The sequence below is a fragment of the Mixta hanseatica genome (assembly GCF_023517775.1).
Classification (GTDB): domain Bacteria; phylum Pseudomonadota; class Gammaproteobacteria; order Enterobacterales; family Enterobacteriaceae; genus Mixta; species Mixta hanseatica.
In genome coordinates, this window is the sequence record NZ_CP082904.1 from 360,870 (window position 1) to 377,904 (window position 17,035).

The 17,035-nt window shown below is 55.7% G+C and carries 13 protein-coding genes; 3 read left to right on the forward strand and 10 right to left on the reverse strand.

The features are described from left to right. From K6958_RS01625 to K6958_RS01640, 4 genes are all read right to left on the reverse strand, one after another. On the reverse strand, positions 1–1,689 hold the full coding sequence (locus tag K6958_RS01625; protein ID WP_249893063.1) for an alpha-amylase family glycosyl hydrolase: 1,689 nt from the start codon (positions 1,687–1,689) through the stop codon (positions 1–3). 141 nt (positions 1,690–1,830) lie between these two features. Continuing rightward, entirely contained in the window at positions 1,831–4,143 is a 2,313-nt protein-coding gene (gene feoB / locus K6958_RS01630; RefSeq protein ID WP_249893064.1) for a Fe(2+) transporter permease subunit FeoB, read from the reverse strand. Beyond that, on the reverse strand, positions 4,140–4,373 hold the full coding sequence (gene feoA, locus K6958_RS01635) for a ferrous iron transporter A (protein ID WP_249893065.1): 234 nt from the start codon (positions 4,371–4,373) through the stop codon (positions 4,140–4,142). The genes feoB and feoA overlap by 4 nt, the downstream gene beginning before the upstream one ends. 133 nt (positions 4,374–4,506) lie before the next feature. Continuing rightward, complete coding sequence (locus tag K6958_RS01640) at positions 4,507–6,831, reverse strand: Tex family protein (RefSeq protein WP_249893066.1); 2,325 nt, start codon at positions 6,829–6,831, stop codon at positions 4,507–4,509. A 201-nt stretch (positions 6,832–7,032) separates the two neighbouring features. Here K6958_RS01640 and greB point away from each other — a divergent pair, with 201 nt between their 5' ends. Next, positions 7,033–7,533, forward strand: a complete 501-nt coding sequence (gene greB, locus K6958_RS01645) for a transcription elongation factor GreB (protein WP_249893067.1) — start codon at positions 7,033–7,035, stop codon at positions 7,531–7,533. Between the two features lie 138 nt (positions 7,534–7,671). On the opposite strand, the gene yjbE is transcribed toward greB, so the two are convergent. Further along, the gene (gene yjbE / locus K6958_RS01650) at positions 7,672–7,911 is read right to left on the reverse strand and encodes an exopolysaccharide production protein YjbE (protein WP_249893068.1); all 240 of its coding nucleotides are present in this window, start codon (positions 7,909–7,911) and stop codon (positions 7,672–7,674) included. Positions 7,912–8,450: 539 nt separating this feature from the next. Here yjbE and ompR point away from each other — a divergent pair. Together ompR and envZ are read left to right on the forward strand one after the other, a co-directional pair. Further along, positions 8,451–9,170 (forward strand): osmolarity response regulator transcription factor OmpR, encoded by a 720-nt coding sequence (gene ompR / locus K6958_RS01655; RefSeq protein WP_038629697.1) that lies wholly within the window; start codon positions 8,451–8,453, stop codon positions 9,168–9,170. Then, positions 9,167–10,543, forward strand: coding sequence for a two-component system sensor histidine kinase EnvZ (envZ, locus tag K6958_RS01660; RefSeq protein ID WP_249893069.1), 1,377 nt, complete (start codon positions 9,167–9,169; stop codon positions 10,541–10,543). The genes ompR and envZ overlap by 4 nt, the downstream gene beginning before the upstream one ends. Before the next feature lie 68 nt (positions 10,544–10,611). On the opposite strand, the gene pckA is transcribed toward envZ, so the two are convergent. The 5 genes from pckA to K6958_RS01685 all read right to left on the reverse strand — a co-directional run bounded on the left by pckA (position 10,612) and on the right by K6958_RS01685 (position 16,926). Beyond that, on the reverse strand, positions 10,612–12,231 hold the full coding sequence (gene pckA, locus K6958_RS01665) for a phosphoenolpyruvate carboxykinase (ATP) (protein ID WP_249893070.1): 1,620 nt from the start codon (positions 12,229–12,231) through the stop codon (positions 10,612–10,614). A 503-nt stretch (positions 12,232–12,734) separates the two neighbouring features. After that, entirely contained in the window at positions 12,735–13,613 is an 879-nt protein-coding gene (gene hslO / locus K6958_RS01670) for an Hsp33 family molecular chaperone HslO (protein WP_249893071.1), read from the reverse strand. A gap of 26 nt (positions 13,614–13,639) precedes the next feature. Beyond that, positions 13,640–14,041 (reverse strand): ribosome-associated heat shock protein Hsp15, encoded by a 402-nt coding sequence (hslR, locus tag K6958_RS01675; protein ID WP_249893072.1) that lies wholly within the window; start codon positions 14,039–14,041, stop codon positions 13,640–13,642. A gap of 25 nt (positions 14,042–14,066) precedes the next feature. After that, a complete protein-coding gene (gene yrfG, locus K6958_RS01680) occupies positions 14,067–14,738 on the reverse strand; it encodes a GMP/IMP nucleotidase (protein WP_249893073.1) in 672 nt (223 codons plus the stop codon). A 49-nt stretch (positions 14,739–14,787) separates the two neighbouring features. Then, positions 14,788–16,926, reverse strand: a complete 2,139-nt coding sequence (locus tag K6958_RS01685) for an intracellular growth attenuator family protein (RefSeq protein WP_249893074.1) — start codon at positions 16,924–16,926, stop codon at positions 14,788–14,790. Between the last annotated feature and the right edge of the window lie 109 nt (positions 16,927–17,035).

Here is a 17,035-nt window from a genome sequence, read left to right on the forward strand (position 1 = left end):
TTATCCTTTCAGCCACAGATAATGCCACGGCGGCAGCGTGACCGGCTGTGAGCCATCAACCAGCTTCTGTTCAATAATATCGCGGTATCGCTTTGCTTCCGGCAGCGTGGCATTCACGCTTTTCCCGCTCAGATTAAACACGCACAGCAGGCTATTATCTTCGGCCGGCGAATAGCGGCGCATCAGCAGCAGCGTATTTTCACTGTCGAGAATTTCCATGGGATTATCAGGATGAAAGGCGGGCTGACGCGTGCGCAGCTGAATCAGCGCGCTGAGTCGATTAAAAATTTGCTGACGCAGATAATCGCCGCCCGACAGCGCTTTTTCGATCGCCGAAAGCGCATATTTTTCACGGTTAATGGCGCGGTTATGGCCAGCGACTTTTACCCCTTCCTGGTCGTTGCGCGAACCAAGAATGCTCTGGATATAGATGGCGGGCACGCCGGGGAAAGCCAGCAGAATAGCGTGCGCCAGCATAAAGCGCCGAATGCGCGTGTCATCATCATCGTTCTGTTTGTTCAACGCATCCATATAGGTGACGTTGATTTCATACGGGCTGGTGGTGCCATCCGGATTGTTTTTATAGGAAATCAGCGCGCCTTCCAGCGCCAAATCGCGTACCAGCGAAACAATCTCGACTTCCGGCAGGATGCCACGCGCAGGGTTAAGGCCGATGCCATCGTGCGAAGCGAGAAAATTAAAAAAGGTCGTGCTTCCGCCGCTTAAATCAAGGCCGGCAGCCCACTGGCGTAGCGCACGCGCCGAGCCGTTATGGATAGCATGCAGTACCAACGGCGGCAGTGAGAACTGGTAAACCATCTGCGCTTCATCCTGGCCGTTGCCAAAATAGCTGATATTGTCCTGATGCGGCACATTGGTTTCGGTAATGATCACCGTGCCGGGCGCCACCACATCAGCAATGGCGCGAAACAGTTTCACCAGCAGGTGGGTGTTTTCCAGGTGGATGCAGCGCGTCCCGGGCGTTTTCCACATATAGCCCACCGCATCCAGCCGGACGTAGTCAGCCCCTTTTTTCAAATATTCCAGCAGCACGTCAACCATACGGATCAACACTTCCGGGCTGGCGAAGTTCAGGTCTATCTGGTCGGCGCTGAAGGTAGTCCAGATGTAGTGGGTGCTGCCATCGCCGCGTTCAAAGGGCGTCAGCAGCGGAGAAGTGCGCGGGCGGGTGACGCCGCTTAAGTCGGTGCCGGGCGGCATGCTGATAAAAAAATCATCCCAGCCGGGATCACAGGCCAGATAATGTTTAAACCAGGCGCTGCGCGAAGAGATATGGTTGCAGACAAAGTCGAACATCAGGCGCGTATGGGTATGCAGCTCGGCGACGTTACGCCATTCGCCGCATATCGGGTTAACCTGATGATAATCAATGACGGAAAAACCGTCGTCAGATGACCAGGGGAAAAAGGGCAGCAGGTGAACCAGATTAAAGGTGGACTGCAAATGCTGTTGATAAAAGCGTGAAAAGGTCGCCAGCGTGGGGGCTTCCGGCTCGCGGAACTGATCGGCATAAGTTATCAGCACCACATCTTTTTCATCCCAGTGCGGCTTACGCGGTTTTTTTATCGCATCACGGGCGGCGCGGACGTGTGACAGCAGGCGCTCCCGCGCGGCCATCGGAAAAGTGTTTTGGTAGATCTTATCGATTAAGCTATTGATAATATCCATGTTTATCCGGCGGGCTGCAGCGTTAGGTTGGTAAAGGCGTTAGTTTTTACTGTAGACCGCCGCGCTAAAATCGCAACCGCTACAGCGGCGGCCCCTGTCGGAATGGGCGCCGCCTGACTCAAATCGCGATCGCTGCGTGGCTTAATGGCATTCGCCGCTGGTTAATGGTTTTTCATAGCTTTCAACCGGCAGCACCCTGATGGGGATGCGCTGCGGCGGCAGTTTAACCCGTCGTAACAGCAGCAGCAGGGCGCTGTTAAACAGCAGCACCAGCAGGATCGTCAGGCTGCTGGCCAGCGGCTGCTCGTTGATGCGCGAGAACTGCCAGAACAGCGTAGAGAGAGAATAAGCGACGTTTAATCCCCAGAAGATGGAAAAACTCATCCAGCGACGGTTGCTTTCACGTGCAATCGCACCCATCACCGAAACGCAGGGAATATAGAGCAGTACGAACAGCAGATAGCTGAACGCGGCGGCATCGCTGCCAAACTGACGGCTCATGGTGCCCATTGCGCCGCCGGCCATGTCACCGTCGCCTTTGCTGGCCTCAATCGGGTTGGCCAGCACGCTCAGGGTTAGCGTATCTTTCAGTCCCTGCCAGGTTTCCGTTACCGCATCGGACAGCTCCGCCTTTAGGCTCCATTCGCTGGCGTTAAACGGCTCTTCGTGCAGTGCTTCGGCGGTATAGAGCGTATTCAGCGTACCGACCACCACCTCTTTCGCCATCGCGCCGGTCAGCAGGCCGACCGAAGCCTGCCAGTTATCAGGCTGGATACCGATAGGCATCAACAGCGGGGTAATGACGCGACTGACGCTGGCCAGCGCCGAATCGTTGATGCTGTTAACCGGCTGCCCGTTAAAGGAGAAACTGTTCAGCCCGCCAATCAGGATGCTGGCGACAACGATCACTTTCCCGGCGCGCAGCACAAAACCGCGCAACCGCTGCCAGGCCTGTAACAGCAGGCTTTTCAGGTGCGGGACATGCCAGCTTGGTAGCTCCATGACGAAAGGCGAAGCTTCGCCGCGCAGCAGCGTATGCTTTAACAGCAGCCCGGTTAGCACCGCCACCACAATGCCGGTCAGGTAGAGACTAAATACCGCCAGCGCGCCGTGGGTACCGAAAAAAGCGGCAGAGAACACGGCGAAAATCGCCAGCCTGGCCCCGCAAGAGATAAAAGGCGCCATCATTACCGTAATCAGCCGCTCACGCGGCGCATCCAGCGTACGGGCGCCCATTACCGAGGGAACGTTGCAGCCAAAGCCGACAATCAGCGGCACAAAGGATTTGCCCGGCAGGCCAAGCGACTGCATCAGTCGATCGACGACGAACGCGGCGCGTGCCATATAGCCGGAATCCTCCATAAAAGAGAGGAACAGATACATCAAACCAATCTGCGGCACCAGCGGCAGCACCGTATTGATGCCGCCCCCCACGCCCTGAGCGAGAAACAGCGTCAGCCAGACGGGGAAATGCAGCGTAGCGCCAAGCCACTGCATGCCATGGATAAACAGCGCTGCGGAGCCAATATCAAACAGCGGCTGGAGCGCGCCGCCGATATTGATCGCCAGCACGAACATCAAATACATCATCAGCAAAAAGATTGGCAAGCCCAGCCAGCGGTTCAGTACCAGGTTATCCAGCCGCTGCGACAGCCGATGCGGCGCCATCATATGCTGATTGCTGATGTCGGCGCACAGCGTCGCCAATGTCTTATAGCGCGCGGCGACGATGTTGACCGCCGTATCTGCTGACAGCTGATCTTCCAGCTCGTCTAAACGCTGTAGCGCCAGATCGCCCACCTGCTGGCGGCTATAGATATCGCCCTCCAGTAGCTGTAGCGCCAGCCAGCGCCGTTGCTGTGGGCTGTCGCTGACCGACATCGCCGCCGCCAGTCGATCGACGGCGCTGTTTAGCTCTGGCGGATAGCATACTTTCAGCGGCGCGCAGGCAGGAACGCCTTTATCAATCAGCTGCTTCAGGCGATCCAGCCCGCTGCCGCGCGTTGATACCACCGGCACCACCGGGCAGCCGAGACGTTGCGCCAGCGCGGGAATATCGATGGTAATGCGTTGGCTTTCGGCCATATCCAGCATATTGAGCGCCACGATGCAGGGCACGCCCAGCTCACGCAGCTGTAAGGTGAGGTAGAGGTTGCGCTCAAGGTTACAGGCGTCAACCACATTAATCAGCAGGTCCGCCTGCTGGCTTAAGACAAAGTGGCAGGCGATCTGCTCATCGAGCGAAGCCTGCTGAGAAATGGTGGTGAGCGAATAGGTGCCGGGAAGATCGATTAAATTCACCCGCGTGTCGCCGGCGATAAAAAAGCCCTCTTTGCGCTCTACGGTTACGCCGGCCCAGTTGCCAACGCGCTGACGCGCGCCGGTAAGCTGATTAAACAGGGTGGTTTTCCCGGCATTCGGGTTGCCTAACAGGCCGATAGTGCAGTTTTTCATGCCACCTCCGCTATCGGCTGAAGCTGCAGCAGCGCCAAATCCTTTTTGCGCAGCATCAGGCTGACGCGCCCCGTCTGGATCTGTAGCGGATCGCCCAGCGGCGCAATACGCAGTACTTGAAAACAGGCGCCGGGCAGCAGGCCCAGGGAAAGCAACTTTTGCCGGTAAGCAGGGCTAACGGCAGAAGAAAAACCCAGGATTTGATAGTGTTGGCGGGCAACTAGTGGCATAGGGTGCACCTCATTGACTGTCGCTTAAGGCGGCAAGAACAAAACGGCACCATATTAATGAGAACGATTATCGTTAATGTTGATTTAGAACAAACATACGATAAAGGGCGGCGCCAGGCCGCCCATAAAATTGTTAGCGTTTTTTACCCAACGCCGCGGCCAGCGCATCGCCCATGGCGCTATTGCCAGCGACGGGGCTATTGCCGCGCGCGCGCTGCTTCGCCGCCGGACGCTGATGGCTGCGCTCCTGGCTACGCGGCGCGGCGCGCGACGGCGTTTCGCCCGGCTGCTCATCCAGACGCATGGTCAACGCAATACGCTTACGCTGCAAGTCCACCTCCAGCACCTTGACCTTAACGATATCGCCCGCTTTCACCACGGTATGCGGATCTTCGACAAACTTGTCGGAGAGCGAAGAGATATGCACCAGACCATCCTGATGGACGCCGATATCGACAAAGGCGCCAAAATTGGTGACGTTAGTTACCGCGCCTTCCAGTACCATGCCCGGCAGCAGATCGTTCATCGTCTCTACGCCTTCGGCAAACTGCGCCGTCTTGAATTCCGGACGCGGATCGCGGCCTGGCTTTTCCAGCTCTTTCAGGATGTCGCTGACCGTCGGCACGCCGAAACGCTCATCGGTAAAGTCAACCGCCTTAAGATTACGCAGCTCATTCGGGTTGCCCATCAGTTCACGCAGCGACTGACGGGTAGCCTCCAGAATGCGTTCAACCACCGGATAAGCTTCCGGATGCACCGTTGAGGCGTCCAGCGGGTTATCACCCTGGTTAATACGCAGGAAGCCGGCGCACTGTTCAAAGGCTTTCGGTCCGAGACGGCTGACTTTCAGCAGCTGCTGACGGCTGCGGAAGCGGCCGTTCTCGTCGCGCCAGTTCACGATGTTTTGCGCCATCATGCGCGTCAGGCCGGCCACGCGGGTCAGCAACGCCACCGAGGCGGTATTCAGATCGACGCCGACGGCGTTTACGCAGTCTTCCACCACCGCATCCAGCTTTTTCGCCAGCTGGCTTTGGCTGACGTCATGCTGATACTGGCCCACGCCGATCGATTTCGGATCGATTTTTACCAGCTCCGCCAGCGGATCCTGCAGGCGACGCGCAATAGATACCGCGCCGCGCAGGGAAACATCCAGATCGGGGAATTCCAGCGCCGCCAGTTCAGAGGCCGAATAGACCGATGCGCCCGCTTCGCTGACGATCACTTTTTGCGCCGTCACCTGCGGGAACTGCTTCTGGACTTCCAGGAAGAAACGCTCGGTTTCGCGGGATGCGGTGCCGTTGCCGATCGCCACCAGCTCTACCTGATGACGCGTGCAGAGCGCCGCGACGGCCGCCGCAGCTTTCGCCGCCTGACCGGTATGCGGATAGATGGTATCGGTGGCGACCAGCTTGCCGGTGGCATCCACTACGGCAACTTTTACCCCGGTACGCAGGCCCGGATCGAGGCCCATAGTGGCGCGCATGCCTGCCGGCGCCGCCATCAGCAGATCGTGTAGGTTACGGGCGAAGACGTTAATCGCCTCTTCTTCCGCACGCTCGCGCACGCTGCCCATCAGTTCGGTTTCCAGATGTAGCAGCACTTTAATGCGCCAGGTCCAGCTCACTACCGCTTTACGCCAGCTATCCGCCGGCGCATTGTTCAGACGCAGGTTCAGATGCTCGCTGATAAGCTGTTCGCCATAGCTTTCACGCGGCGGCTCATCGAACTGCGGATCGGGGTTGAGCGACAGCTGCAGTACGCCTTCGTTGCGGCCACGGAACATCGCCAGCGCACGATGCGAAGGCACCGTCGACAGCGCTTCGTGATGATCGAAATAGTCGCGGAATTTCGCGCCTTCTTCCTCTTTTCCGACAACCACGCGTGACACCAGATGCGCATTTTTCCACAGATAATCGCGCACTTTCGCCAGCAGCGCGGCATCCTCCGCGAAACGTTCCATCAGGATATAGCGCGCGCCATCCAGCGCGGCTTTAACGTCGGCGACGCCTTTATCGGCATCGACAAAACGGGCGGCCAACTGTTCCGGCTCCTGCGACGGATCCTGCCACAGCGCATCTGCCAGCGGCTCCAGACCAGCTTCGATAGCGATCTGTCCACGCGTGCGGCGTTTCGGTTTATAGGGAAGGTAAAGGTCTTCGAGTTCGGTTTTGCTCAGCGTGCCGTTAATCGCGGCGGCGAGCTCATCGCTGAGTTTGCCCTGTTCCGCAACGGATTTCAGGATGGCCTGGCGGCGATCTTCCAGCTCTCGCAGGTAACCGAGCCGGGTTTCCAGCTGTCGCAGCTGGGTATCATCAAGCCCGCCGGTAACTTCCTTACGGTAACGTGCGATAAACGGCACGGTGTTCCCTTCGTCCAGCAGGCGGATTGCGGCATCAACTTGTTCAGCCCGCGCCTGAAGTTCACCCGCAATAATGCGGTTCAGTGAATCATTCATCATCGGTTCAACTATCTTGCTAACAGAGTTTGAGAAATAGCGGACAGTTATACGGATTGACGGGCGAAATTGCCAGCGATGCGGCGCGCTTTAGGCCATATTCCGAGAGCGATGTACCACTGGGCGTTTTTGATGTTGTACCATAAGCGCCAGAGGGCGGCGCGAGGCTGTCGGACCGTTAGTTTTAGCAGACAGGATGGGTGTGTGAAGACACAACTGATTACCCGTGAAGGTTATAACAAGCTCAGGGCGGAACACGATTATCTGTGGAAAGAGAAGCGCCCGGAGATCACTAAAATCGTCTCATGGGCGGCCAGCCTGGGCGATCGCTCTGAAAACGCGGATTATACCTACAACAAGCGCCTGCTGCGCCAGATTGACCGGCGGGTGCGCTATTTACGTAAATGTCTGGCCGAACTGAAAATCGTCGATTATTCGCCACAGCAGGAAGGCAAAGTCTTTTTCGGCGCGTGGGTCGAGGTGGAAAACGAGCAGGGCGAGGTAAAATGCTTTCGGATTGTCGGGCCAGATGAGATCTATGGCGAGGTGAAAAACTATATCTCGGTGGATTCACCGATGGCGCGTGCGCTGATTAAAAAAGAGGTGGATGACGAAGTCAGCGTCAATACGCCGGAAGGGGAAAAAATCTGGTTTATTAACCGTATCGAATATCGTCAGAACCCGGATGATAACGCTGCGGTGTAAGCCATGCCGCAGGATAAAAAAGAAACGGAGAATAATGACTTTTTCAAGAAAGCCCGGGCAACGCTTATTCTCCGGTGGCGAAAGACAACAGCAACAAAGTTTTTATAATTTTGATCTGCGGTGGTGCCTTAATACAGCTTAATGTGGGATGGTGCTGGTGGTCGTGGTGGTGGCCGTAGTGGAACCGTCGCCGCCGCCTGCGGTGGCAAGGGCCAGGCCCAGCAGCGCGCCGACAACCGCTACGCCTTCCGCATCGGAGGCGCCTTTCGCTTCGGTGGTGGCCTGAGCGCCAGCGGCTGCGCCGCCTGCCGGCTCGTTAGCCATTACATATCCACTGGCAAACAGAGCCAGCGAGCAAATCAACATTATCTTGTTCATATTTATTCCCGGCTGATAAATAAACAACGTTTGTCGGGGGAGAATATAGGTTTGTCAGGGCGGCGCTGAAAAGCGTTGTTTTCTAACGAATAAGGTTAACTTGAGTTATTGCTGGATCGGTCTTGCCTCCGCTGCGAATATTCCTGGCTGAGCGTAATGGTAAAAAAATAAACACCAGTTTTTTCTGCTAATAGTTGGACTCAGGGCGCAGTAATCTGACACTTAATAACCGGGTAACGAGCCAGTACCCTAAGAGCGGCAGGGCGGAATAAGCTAACCTGCTGTTTTGGCATGACAAAAGTTTACATTTAGCATTCTGAGCCAGCGATGAGCAGAGTTTTCCGGCGTATTTCAGAAAAGACGGATCGAACGGTGGCATACTATTCGGCAGGATAAAAGCGAAATAAACGCAATATAAGCTGCTGTTTAATATGCTTTGTAACAATTTCGGCTAGAATACAAACCATTAATGGCTGTCACAGTTACGCTTCTTTTTTAACAATACCAGCTCGGGCAATAGCGCCTTTGGGAGTATCGAAATGCAAGAAAACTACAAAATTCTGGTCGTCGATGATGATATGCGCCTGCGTGCGTTGCTGGAGCGTTATCTGACTGAACAGGGTTTTCAGGTGCGCAGCGTCGCTAACGCCGAGCAAATGGATCGCCTGTTAACCCGCGAATCCTTCCACCTGATGGTGCTTGACCTGATGTTGCCGGGCGAAGATGGCCTGTCGATTTGTCGTCGCTTGCGTAGCCAAAGTAATCCGATGCCGATCATTATGGTGACGGCAAAAGGCGAAGAGGTTGATCGTATCGTTGGGCTGGAAATTGGCGCGGATGACTATATTCCGAAGCCGTTCAACCCGCGCGAACTGTTAGCGCGTATTCGCGCCGTGCTGCGTCGCCAGGCGAATGAACTGCCGGGCGCGCCTTCGCAGGAAGAGGCGGTTATCGCTTTCGGCAAGTTCAAGCTGAACCTGGGCACCCGTGAAATGTTCCGTGAAGATGAGCCGATGCCGTTAACCAGCGGCGAGTTTGCGGTGTTAAAGGCGCTGGTAAGCCATCCGCGTGAGCCGCTGTCGCGCGATAAGCTGATGAACCTTGCCCGCGGCCGTGAATACAGCGCTATGGAGCGTTCTATCGACGTGCAAATTTCCCGCCTGCGCCGCATGGTGGAAGAAGATCCGGCGCATCCGCGCTATATCCAGACCGTTTGGGGCCTGGGCTACGTTTTTGTACCGGACGGCACTAAAGCATGAGGCGGCTCCGCTTTTCTCCCCGCAGTTCCTTTGCTCGCACGTTGCTGCTGATCGTCACGTTGCTGTTTGTCAGCCTGGTCACCACCTATCTGGTGGTGCTTAACTTCGCCATTCTTCCCAGCCTGCAGCAGTTCAACAAGGTGCTGGCGTATGAAGTGCGTATGTTAATGACCGACCGGCTGCAGCTGGAAGACGGCACGCAGCTGGAAGTGCCGCCTGCTTTTCGGCGTGAAATTTACCGCGAGCTGGGGATTTCGCTGTATACCAATGCGGCGGCGGAGGAGAGCGGATTACGCTGGGCGCAGCACTATCAGTTTTTAAGCGACCAGATGGCGCGCCAGCTTGGCGGCCCGACCGATGTGCGGGTCGAGGTGAATAAAAACTCGCCCGTGGTCTGGCTAAAAACCTGGTTGTCGCCGGATATCTGGGTACGCGTGCCGTTGACCGAAATTCACCAGGGCGACTTCTCGCCGCTGTTCCGCTACACGCTGGCGATTATGCTGTTGGCGATTGGCGGCGCCTGGCTGTTTATCCGTATTCAGAACCGCCCGCTGGTGGATCTGGAGCATGCGGCATTGCAGGTGGGGAAAGGCATTATTCCGCCGCCGCTGCGTGAATATGGCGCCTCGGAGGTGCGCTCGGTGACGCGTGCCTTTAACCAGATGGCGTCAGGCGTGAAACAGCTGGCGGACGATCGAACGCTGCTGATGGCGGGCGTTAGCCATGACCTGCGTACGCCGCTGACCCGCATTCGTCTGGCGACGGAGATGATGAGCGAAGAGGACGGCTATCTGGCGGAATCGATTAATAAGGATATTGAAGAGTGCAACGCGATCATCGAACAGTTTATCGATTATCTGCGTACCGGCCAGGAGATGCAGACCGAACGCGCTGATTTGAACGTCGTGCTGAATGAGGTGGTAGCGGCAGAGAGCGGTTATGAGCGGGAAATCGAAGATGCCGTGATGGCAGATGAGCTGATGCTGGATATCAACCCGCTTTCGATTAAGCGTGCGGCAGCGAATATGGTGGTGAATGCGGCGCGTTACGGCAACGGCTGGATCAAGGTGAGCAGCGGCTATGAGCTACAGCGCGCCTGGTTCCAGGTGGAAGATGACGGACCGGGGATTAAACCGGAGCAGTTAAAGCATCTGCTTCAGCCGTTTGTGCGCGGCGACAGCGCCCGTAGTACCAGCGGTACCGGGCTGGGTTTGGCGATTGTGCAGCGTATTATCGATGCGCATCAGGGCTCGCTGGATATTGGCGTCAGCGAACGCGGCGGGTTGCGTATTCGCGCCTGGCTGCCGTTATCGGAGGCGTCGCCTGTAACTGGCGGCCCGGTGAGTCAGCCCGCGTTGCCTAAGGGCGAGTAGCCTGTAAGCTAACGTCTGAAAATAAAACCCCCCGCCGTTTGGCGGGGGTTTTGTTTCGTGCGGCAGGGTTAAATCTGCGGCCCGGCGGCAACCAGCGCGGCGCCGGCAGGCGTATCGGTATACTTCTCAAAGTTATTGATAAAGCGCTGCGCCAGATCCAGCGCCCGGCTTTCCCACTGCGCCGGATCTTGCCAGGTGTTGCGCGGATCGAGAATATGCGGCTCGATCCCCGCGACCGTGGTAGGCATATTCAGGTTGAAAATCGGCAGCGTTTGGGTTTCCGCTTCGGCCAGTTCGCCGCTCAGAATCGCATTGATGATCGCACGCGTATCTTTCAGCGAAATGCGTTTGCCGGTGCCGTTCCAACCGGTATTGACCAGCCAGGCTTCCGCACCTGCATCCTGCATACGCTTCACCAGCACCTCGGCATATTTTGTTGGATGCAGGGTTAAGAAGGCTGCACCGAAGCAGGCAGAGAAGGTCGGAGTAGGCTCGGTGACGCCACGCTCGGTACCGGCCAGCTTGGCGGTGAAGCCTGAAAGAAAGTGGTATTGGGTTTGATCGGAAGAGAGGCGTGAAACCGGCGGCAGCACGCCAAACGCATCGGCGGTAAGGAAAATAACCTTTTTCGCGTGACCCGCTTTCGATACCGGCTTAACGATATTATCGATATGGTAGATAGGGTAGGAGACGCGCGTGTTCTCCGTTTTGCTGGCGTCATCAAAATCGATGGAGCCATCGCTGCGTACTACCACGTTTTCCAGCAGCGCATCGCGGCGGATGGCGTGATAAATTTCCGGCTCAGCCTGCTCTGAAAGCTTAATGGTTTTCGCGTAGCAGCCGCCTTCAAAATTGAACACGCCGTCATCGTCCCAGCCATGCTCATCATCGCCAATCAGCTGTCGTTTCGGATCGGTAGAGAGCGTGGTTTTCCCAGTGCCGGAGAGGCCAAAGAACACCGCCACGTCGCCTTGTTCACCCACGTTAGCCGAGCAGTGCATCGACGCGATACCTTTCAGCGGCAGCAGATAGTTCATCACCGCAAACAGGCCTTTCTTCATTTCGCCGCCGTACCAGGTGCCGCCGATGAGCTGCATCTTTTCGGTAAGGTTAAAGGCGACGAAGTTTTCCGAATGTAATCCCTGCTGCTGCCAGTTAGGGTTGGTACATTTCGCGCCGTTCATTACCACAAAGTCGGGCGTGAAATTGGCCAGGCTGGCTTCGTCGGGGCGGATAAACATGTTTTTGACAAAGTGCGCCTGCCAGGCGACTTCGGTAATAAAGCGTACGCTTAGGCGGCTATCGGGATTGGCGCCGCACCAGGCGTCGACCACAAACAGCCGCTTGCCGGAAAGCTGTTGGGTGACGCAGCCCTTCAGGGCTTCCCAGGTTTCCTGCGACAAAGGCTGATTATCATTTTTGCCTTTGCCCTGATCATTCCACCACAAGGTATCGCGCGTGGTATCGTCACGCACAATATATTTATCTTTCGGCGAGCGGCCGGTAAAAATACCGGTATCCACGGCAATCGCCCCGGACTGCGTTAGCGTGCCGCGCTCGTAACCGGAGAGGCCGGGCAGGGTTTCTTCCTTAAATAAAGTTTCATAATCGGGATTATGGATAACTTTAACCGTATCAGTGATGCCATAAGCGACGAGGTCCTGTGGCGTCAGGCCATTAGGGCGCATATTACTGTTCCTTTATCGGTTTGTACTGCAACAAATGTTGGGTGACTTGCTGCCACTTGCCGTAAAGCAGCGAGAAGCGATTCACGTTGCTTTACAATTGCGGCAGTCTACTACTGTGAATAAGCAGCGGAAGGAGAGAGTGACAGAAATGAGAGACGAAACGTTTTTTTATAGAAATTCGTCAAAATCTGATGAAAAGTTATAGTTAGCGCAGCGAAATTTATAAAACGTTGTTTTAATTATGGCATTTTTTAGGGCTGCCCAGTGGTGTTGAGAAGGAGGGTTATTATACGGCCTACCGGTGCCTGGCGAGCGTGAGGGGCGAGCGTTCAATTACAAAATCGTCGGGATAAGCGTCGCCCATTGTATGCCCCGCCTGCAGTTTGAAACGGTTCTTAAGGAACTGATCAGGTAATTATGAATTAATTTATAACAAAATAATTAATATATGCCGTTAAATATAAAGGCGACCTGCGTCGCCTTTAATCATTTAACCGATGCCGTTAATGAATCTGATCGCTACTACTGCCGGAATCATTACGGATCGCCGCGATATCTACCGCATCGTAAATATAGTTGCTGCCACAATAGTCACAGTGCATATCGATTTGGCCGTCTTCCTGCAGGATTTGATCCACTTCTTCCTGCGGCAGCGTTCTCAGTACTTCGCCGCAGCGCTCGCGCGAGCAGGTACATTTAAAGCTGACGTTCTGCGGCTCATAGATCGTTACCTCTTCCTGGTTATAGAGACGCCACAGCACCTCGTTCGCCGGCAGGCCAATCAACTCTTCGGTTTTGATGGTTTCCGTCAGCGTCGCCAGATGGTTGAAATCTTCTTTATCGGTATCCTGCGCCGGCAACACCTGCAGCAGGATACCGCCCGCGCCTGCCTGACCTTCATGCTCGCCGGTACGGATAAACAGACGCGTCGGCAGCTGCTCAGAGCGCATAAAGTAATCTTCCAGGCAGGCCGCCAGCGTATCGCCCTCCAGACCTACCACTCCCTGATAACGTTCGCCTTTTTCCGGCGAAATGGTGATCACCAGATAACCGTTGCCCACCATCTCTTTCAGCGTGCTGCCGGGCGCGATTTCGCCCTGCACGCGCGCCACGCCGCGCATTTCCTGACGGTTGTTGCCGTTAATGACCGCCAGCGTCAAGGCGCCGTCGCCCTGCAGCTGCACGGTGATATCGCCCTCAAACTTCAGCGTAGCGGTCAGCAGGCTGGTTGCCACCAGCAGTTCGCCCAGCAGCTGTTGCACCGGCTGTGGGTAATCGTGCCCGGAGACGATCTCGCGCCATGTCTCGGATAAATTCACCAGTTCGCCACGAACCGCGTAGTTTTCGAACAGGTAACGATGCATTTGGTCTTGATGAGCCATAGTTTTTCTCTCGTGTTGGCGGCGCGTTATTCGTCGCCAGAAAATTTGAATTTCATCAGGTCACGGCGCTCTTTTTTATCAGGCCGACGATCCGGATGCGGCATAGTGAGCGCGTTCAGCTTGCGCGCCTGCGCCATTTTTTCGCGTTTTTCAACGCTCTCGGCCGTTTCGCTGTACAGCAGCTGGGCTTCAGCCGCGGGACGACGCTGATCGGTTACGGCGCAGATGATCACCGTGCGCTCATCGTTGCCCTGACGTAGTTTTACTTCGGCATTCAGCTCTACCAGTTTGCTGGGTTTGCTGCGTTGGCCGTTATAGTGAACCTTTCCGCCTTCGATCATTTCACGCGCCAGCGCGCGGGTTTTATAAAAACGCGCGGCCCACAGCCATTTGTCGAGTCGAACGCCTTCTGCGGTTTTCTCTTTCATCAATGCTCCCGTCGGTTTACCGCGCTTACAGCGCCAGCGCGCCGAGAAGCGTTCGGTAATCGCTCACGCTCTGATGGTGGGCGAAGGTTTTGGTCGGCATACCAGAGTCGGGATTGCTGACGCCAAGGCACCAGGCAATACCCCAGCGCTTTGCCGCATCCAGCACCGGTTCGCTGTCATCAATAAACAGCGTTCGCTGGTTGTCAAAACCGGTATGCTGCTGCACGGCCTGCCACAGGCGCTGATCTTCTTTCGGAAAGCCAAATGTATGGGTCGAAAGTAATAAATCAAGGTGCTGCTCAAGGCCGGTTTGCTTTAGCTTTACATCCAGATTCCAGGGGTGCGCGTTGGTAAGCAGAATGGTGCGCTTGCCGCTGGCGCGTAACGCCTGCAGAAAGGGAAGGGTGTCATCGCGCAAACGTGCCCGGCTGCGCATTTCCCAGGTCATGGCACGGATATCCAGCTCCAGTTCACGGCTCCAGTAATCCAGACAATACCAGTTTAGCGTATGCTGAACCGCCTGATACTTCGCCATGATTAACTGACTGGCTTCCTCCAGCGAGATGCCGCGCCGTTGACTGACGCTCTCTGGCACCAGCGCCAGCCAGAAATAGCTATCAAACGCCAGATCGAGCAGTGTGCCGTCCATATCCAGCAGCACGGTATCGATAGCGCGCCAGTTAACGTTAATATCCATGCCGCCTCCCGAAAAAGAAAGGCGACAGGGTAGCACAGTTGAAAGGGGCTCAGAACAGCGGACGCATACCCGGTACCGGCGACAGCGTATGGTTAAAACACTTATCGTAATATTCCTGAATTTCTACGATGCGTTTGCGGTTGCGATGGATGCGTTTCAGCGCCAGCAGACCGTTAGCTACGACACTCAGGCTCAGGATCGCCAGCAGCAGTGAAGTGCACAGATAGCGCCACAGCGTCAGCATATCCGGCTCGCTGTGCAGGGCGATATGCTGCGTGCCGTTGGCATCGGTATGGATGCTGGTAATAATCCCGGCCGCGCTGAAAGGCGTATGTAGCAGCATACCCGCCAGCCGCTGTAGCTCATCCCACTGATCCGGCGCATTGAAATCAAACAGCGAAACGGTAGGTTGAGGATGGTTAACCAACTGGCGGCCTTCATCGCTGAGAATCAAAAATCCGCCCGGCGGCGGGCTGTTTAGCGCTTCAGCGGCGCGATGGGTTTCCCGATAGAAAAACGTTGAGGTGGCGGTATTCACCAGGTTTTCCAGCGCCTCGGCGCTGACCGGGCGCAGCAGCACGTTCATGCCGTTTAACGATCCTGACGATGCGCGGCTCACCAGCGTTTCCCAGTCTTTAGCATTGCCCAGGTTAACCAGGGCATTTTTTAACCGTACGCAATCCTGCTGCTGGCTACAGAGCTCCTGAGTTTTCAGCACCAGGTCGGAAAAGTCGTCCAGTAAGATCATGCCTGATTTTTGAATCGCCGTGGCGAGCTGCGGGTTAAGCTTGCTGTCGATATCATTTTGCGGATGCAGTTGCTGGTTGGTCAGATTCAGCAACGCCGAGGCTTTATCAATGATTTCCGACTGCGGCAGCGGAAGGGGAGAAGCCATATTCCAGTAAATGGCCGAGCAGTCGAACGGCATAAAAGCATAGCTACGGTTGCTCTGATAGCTGGCAGGCACGGAACACATGCCGGTGCCGCTGACTTTCAGGCTATCGCCGACGTGCAGTGTCGCCTGTTCCAGCGCGGCCACCGAGTTAACCTCAATGCGTTCCGAACCGGTCAGCCACGCCATACTGAGCTTGAGCGGCATCGCTAACGGCACCCAGCTAATTAATAGCGCCAGCACCAACAGGGAACCACTGGCCAGCACCATATTCTTTTTCCAGCGTTGGATAGGGAAGTTGCGTACTTCATCCTGTAACGACAGAAAACGGCCCTGGCGCACCACCTGACGGTTCAGATAAATATCGACGTCGGTGGTTTGGCCAAGATCGTGAGTGACATAAGGCTGCCAGTGCGGCGGATAGACCAGATCGATAATCCCCAGCGAGATGTTGTTGACCTGACCCTGATTGGACTCGCTAAACAGCCCCCAGCGTTTCGGCGCGCCGCGCAGACAATGAATTTCACGCAGATCATTTTCGCTGGGACGACGATACATAAACCACAGGCTGATGATAATCATCGCCACGCTGGCGCTGACCAGCCATGGCATAAAGAGCAGCGGGGTTAACAGACTAATAAAAAACAGCAGCAGCCCGCAGCAAATCACCGCGGCCTCACGCGTGCCGTCACTGCGTGACAGGCAGTGCTCTTCCGGCGTCTCTTTACGTACCTGAAGCAGCTCAACGTTTTCGCTCTGCTCTTGCCGAATAGAAGCGTTAGTGGCGCTGGCATTCACTACCGTCGGCAGCATGGTCTGTTCACCGGCGTAGTTGACCAGCGAATGACCGTTAAGCGAGATCACCAGCGGAATAGAATGGGTTTTAATCAGCTCAACGAAATTTTCCTCAGCGATATGCTGTTCCCACAGCGGAGGAAGATGCACCTCAAGCGCGTCGAGATAGTAACGCCATTTCTGCGGATCGTCGGTAGAAAGCCCATAGCGGGTGATCGCCCGGGTAACGGGATAAACTTTGTTGCTCTGCGAGCTGAGCGTCAACAGCTCCGGCGCGGCGCTGGCGCCGCCGGGCTGAATGGTGCGCTGCTTTTTTGCCAGCATATCCAGATAGCGTTCAACCGCCTCGCGCTCCTCACTCGTCAACAGACGATGAGGCGGATTGATAAACGGCAACGGTTTCGCCAACGGCGGGCGATGCCGCATAGCGTACCAAAAACAGATACCTGCAATAATTGAGCAGGTAAGCATTACACCCAGAATAATGATAATTGTGCTCATGCTATGCTCATTCCAGCCAAACTGCTGCCGTCACTGTGATTGCTCGCTCCGGGCTAAGTTATAGGGAGTTCACTAATTTTGGCGGGATTGGGCAGTGGTGGCAACCAAC

What these genes read in the sequence shown, in the direction of transcription:
- pckA (WP_249893070.1), bottom strand. Translation starts at nt 12,231, where the DNA reads ATGCGCCCTAATGGCCTGACGCCACAGGACCTCGTCGCTTATGGCATC.
- K6958_RS01685 (WP_249893074.1), bottom strand. Translation starts at nt 16,926, where the DNA reads ATGAGCACAATTATCATTATTCTGGGTGTAATGCTTACCTGCTCAATT.
- K6958_RS01625 (WP_249893063.1), bottom strand. Translation starts at nt 1,689, where the DNA reads ATGGATATTATCAATAGCTTAATCGATAAGATCTACCAAAACACTTTT.
- hslO (WP_249893071.1), bottom strand. Translation starts at nt 13,613, where the DNA reads ATGGCTCATCAAGACCAAATGCATCGTTACCTGTTCGAAAACTACGCG.
- yjbE (WP_249893068.1), bottom strand. Translation starts at nt 7,911, where the DNA reads ATGAACAAGATAATGTTGATTTGCTCGCTGGCTCTGTTTGCCAGTGGA.
- K6958_RS01640 (WP_249893066.1), bottom strand. Translation starts at nt 6,831, where the DNA reads ATGATGAATGATTCACTGAACCGCATTATTGCGGGTGAACTTCAGGCG.
- yrfG (WP_249893073.1), bottom strand. Translation starts at nt 14,738, where the DNA reads ATGGATATTAACGTTAACTGGCGCGCTATCGATACCGTGCTGCTGGAT.
- feoA (WP_249893065.1), bottom strand. Translation starts at nt 4,373, where the DNA reads ATGCCACTAGTTGCCCGCCAACACTATCAAATCCTGGGTTTTTCTTCT.
- hslR (WP_249893072.1), bottom strand. Translation starts at nt 14,041, where the DNA reads ATGAAAGAGAAAACCGCAGAAGGCGTTCGACTCGACAAATGGCTGTGG.
- envZ (WP_249893069.1), top strand. Translation starts at nt 9,167, where the DNA reads ATGAGGCGGCTCCGCTTTTCTCCCCGCAGTTCCTTTGCTCGCACGTTG.
- feoB (WP_249893064.1), bottom strand. Translation starts at nt 4,143, where the DNA reads ATGAAAAACTGCACTATCGGCCTGTTAGGCAACCCGAATGCCGGGAAA.
- ompR (WP_038629697.1), top strand. Translation starts at nt 8,451, where the DNA reads ATGCAAGAAAACTACAAAATTCTGGTCGTCGATGATGATATGCGCCTG.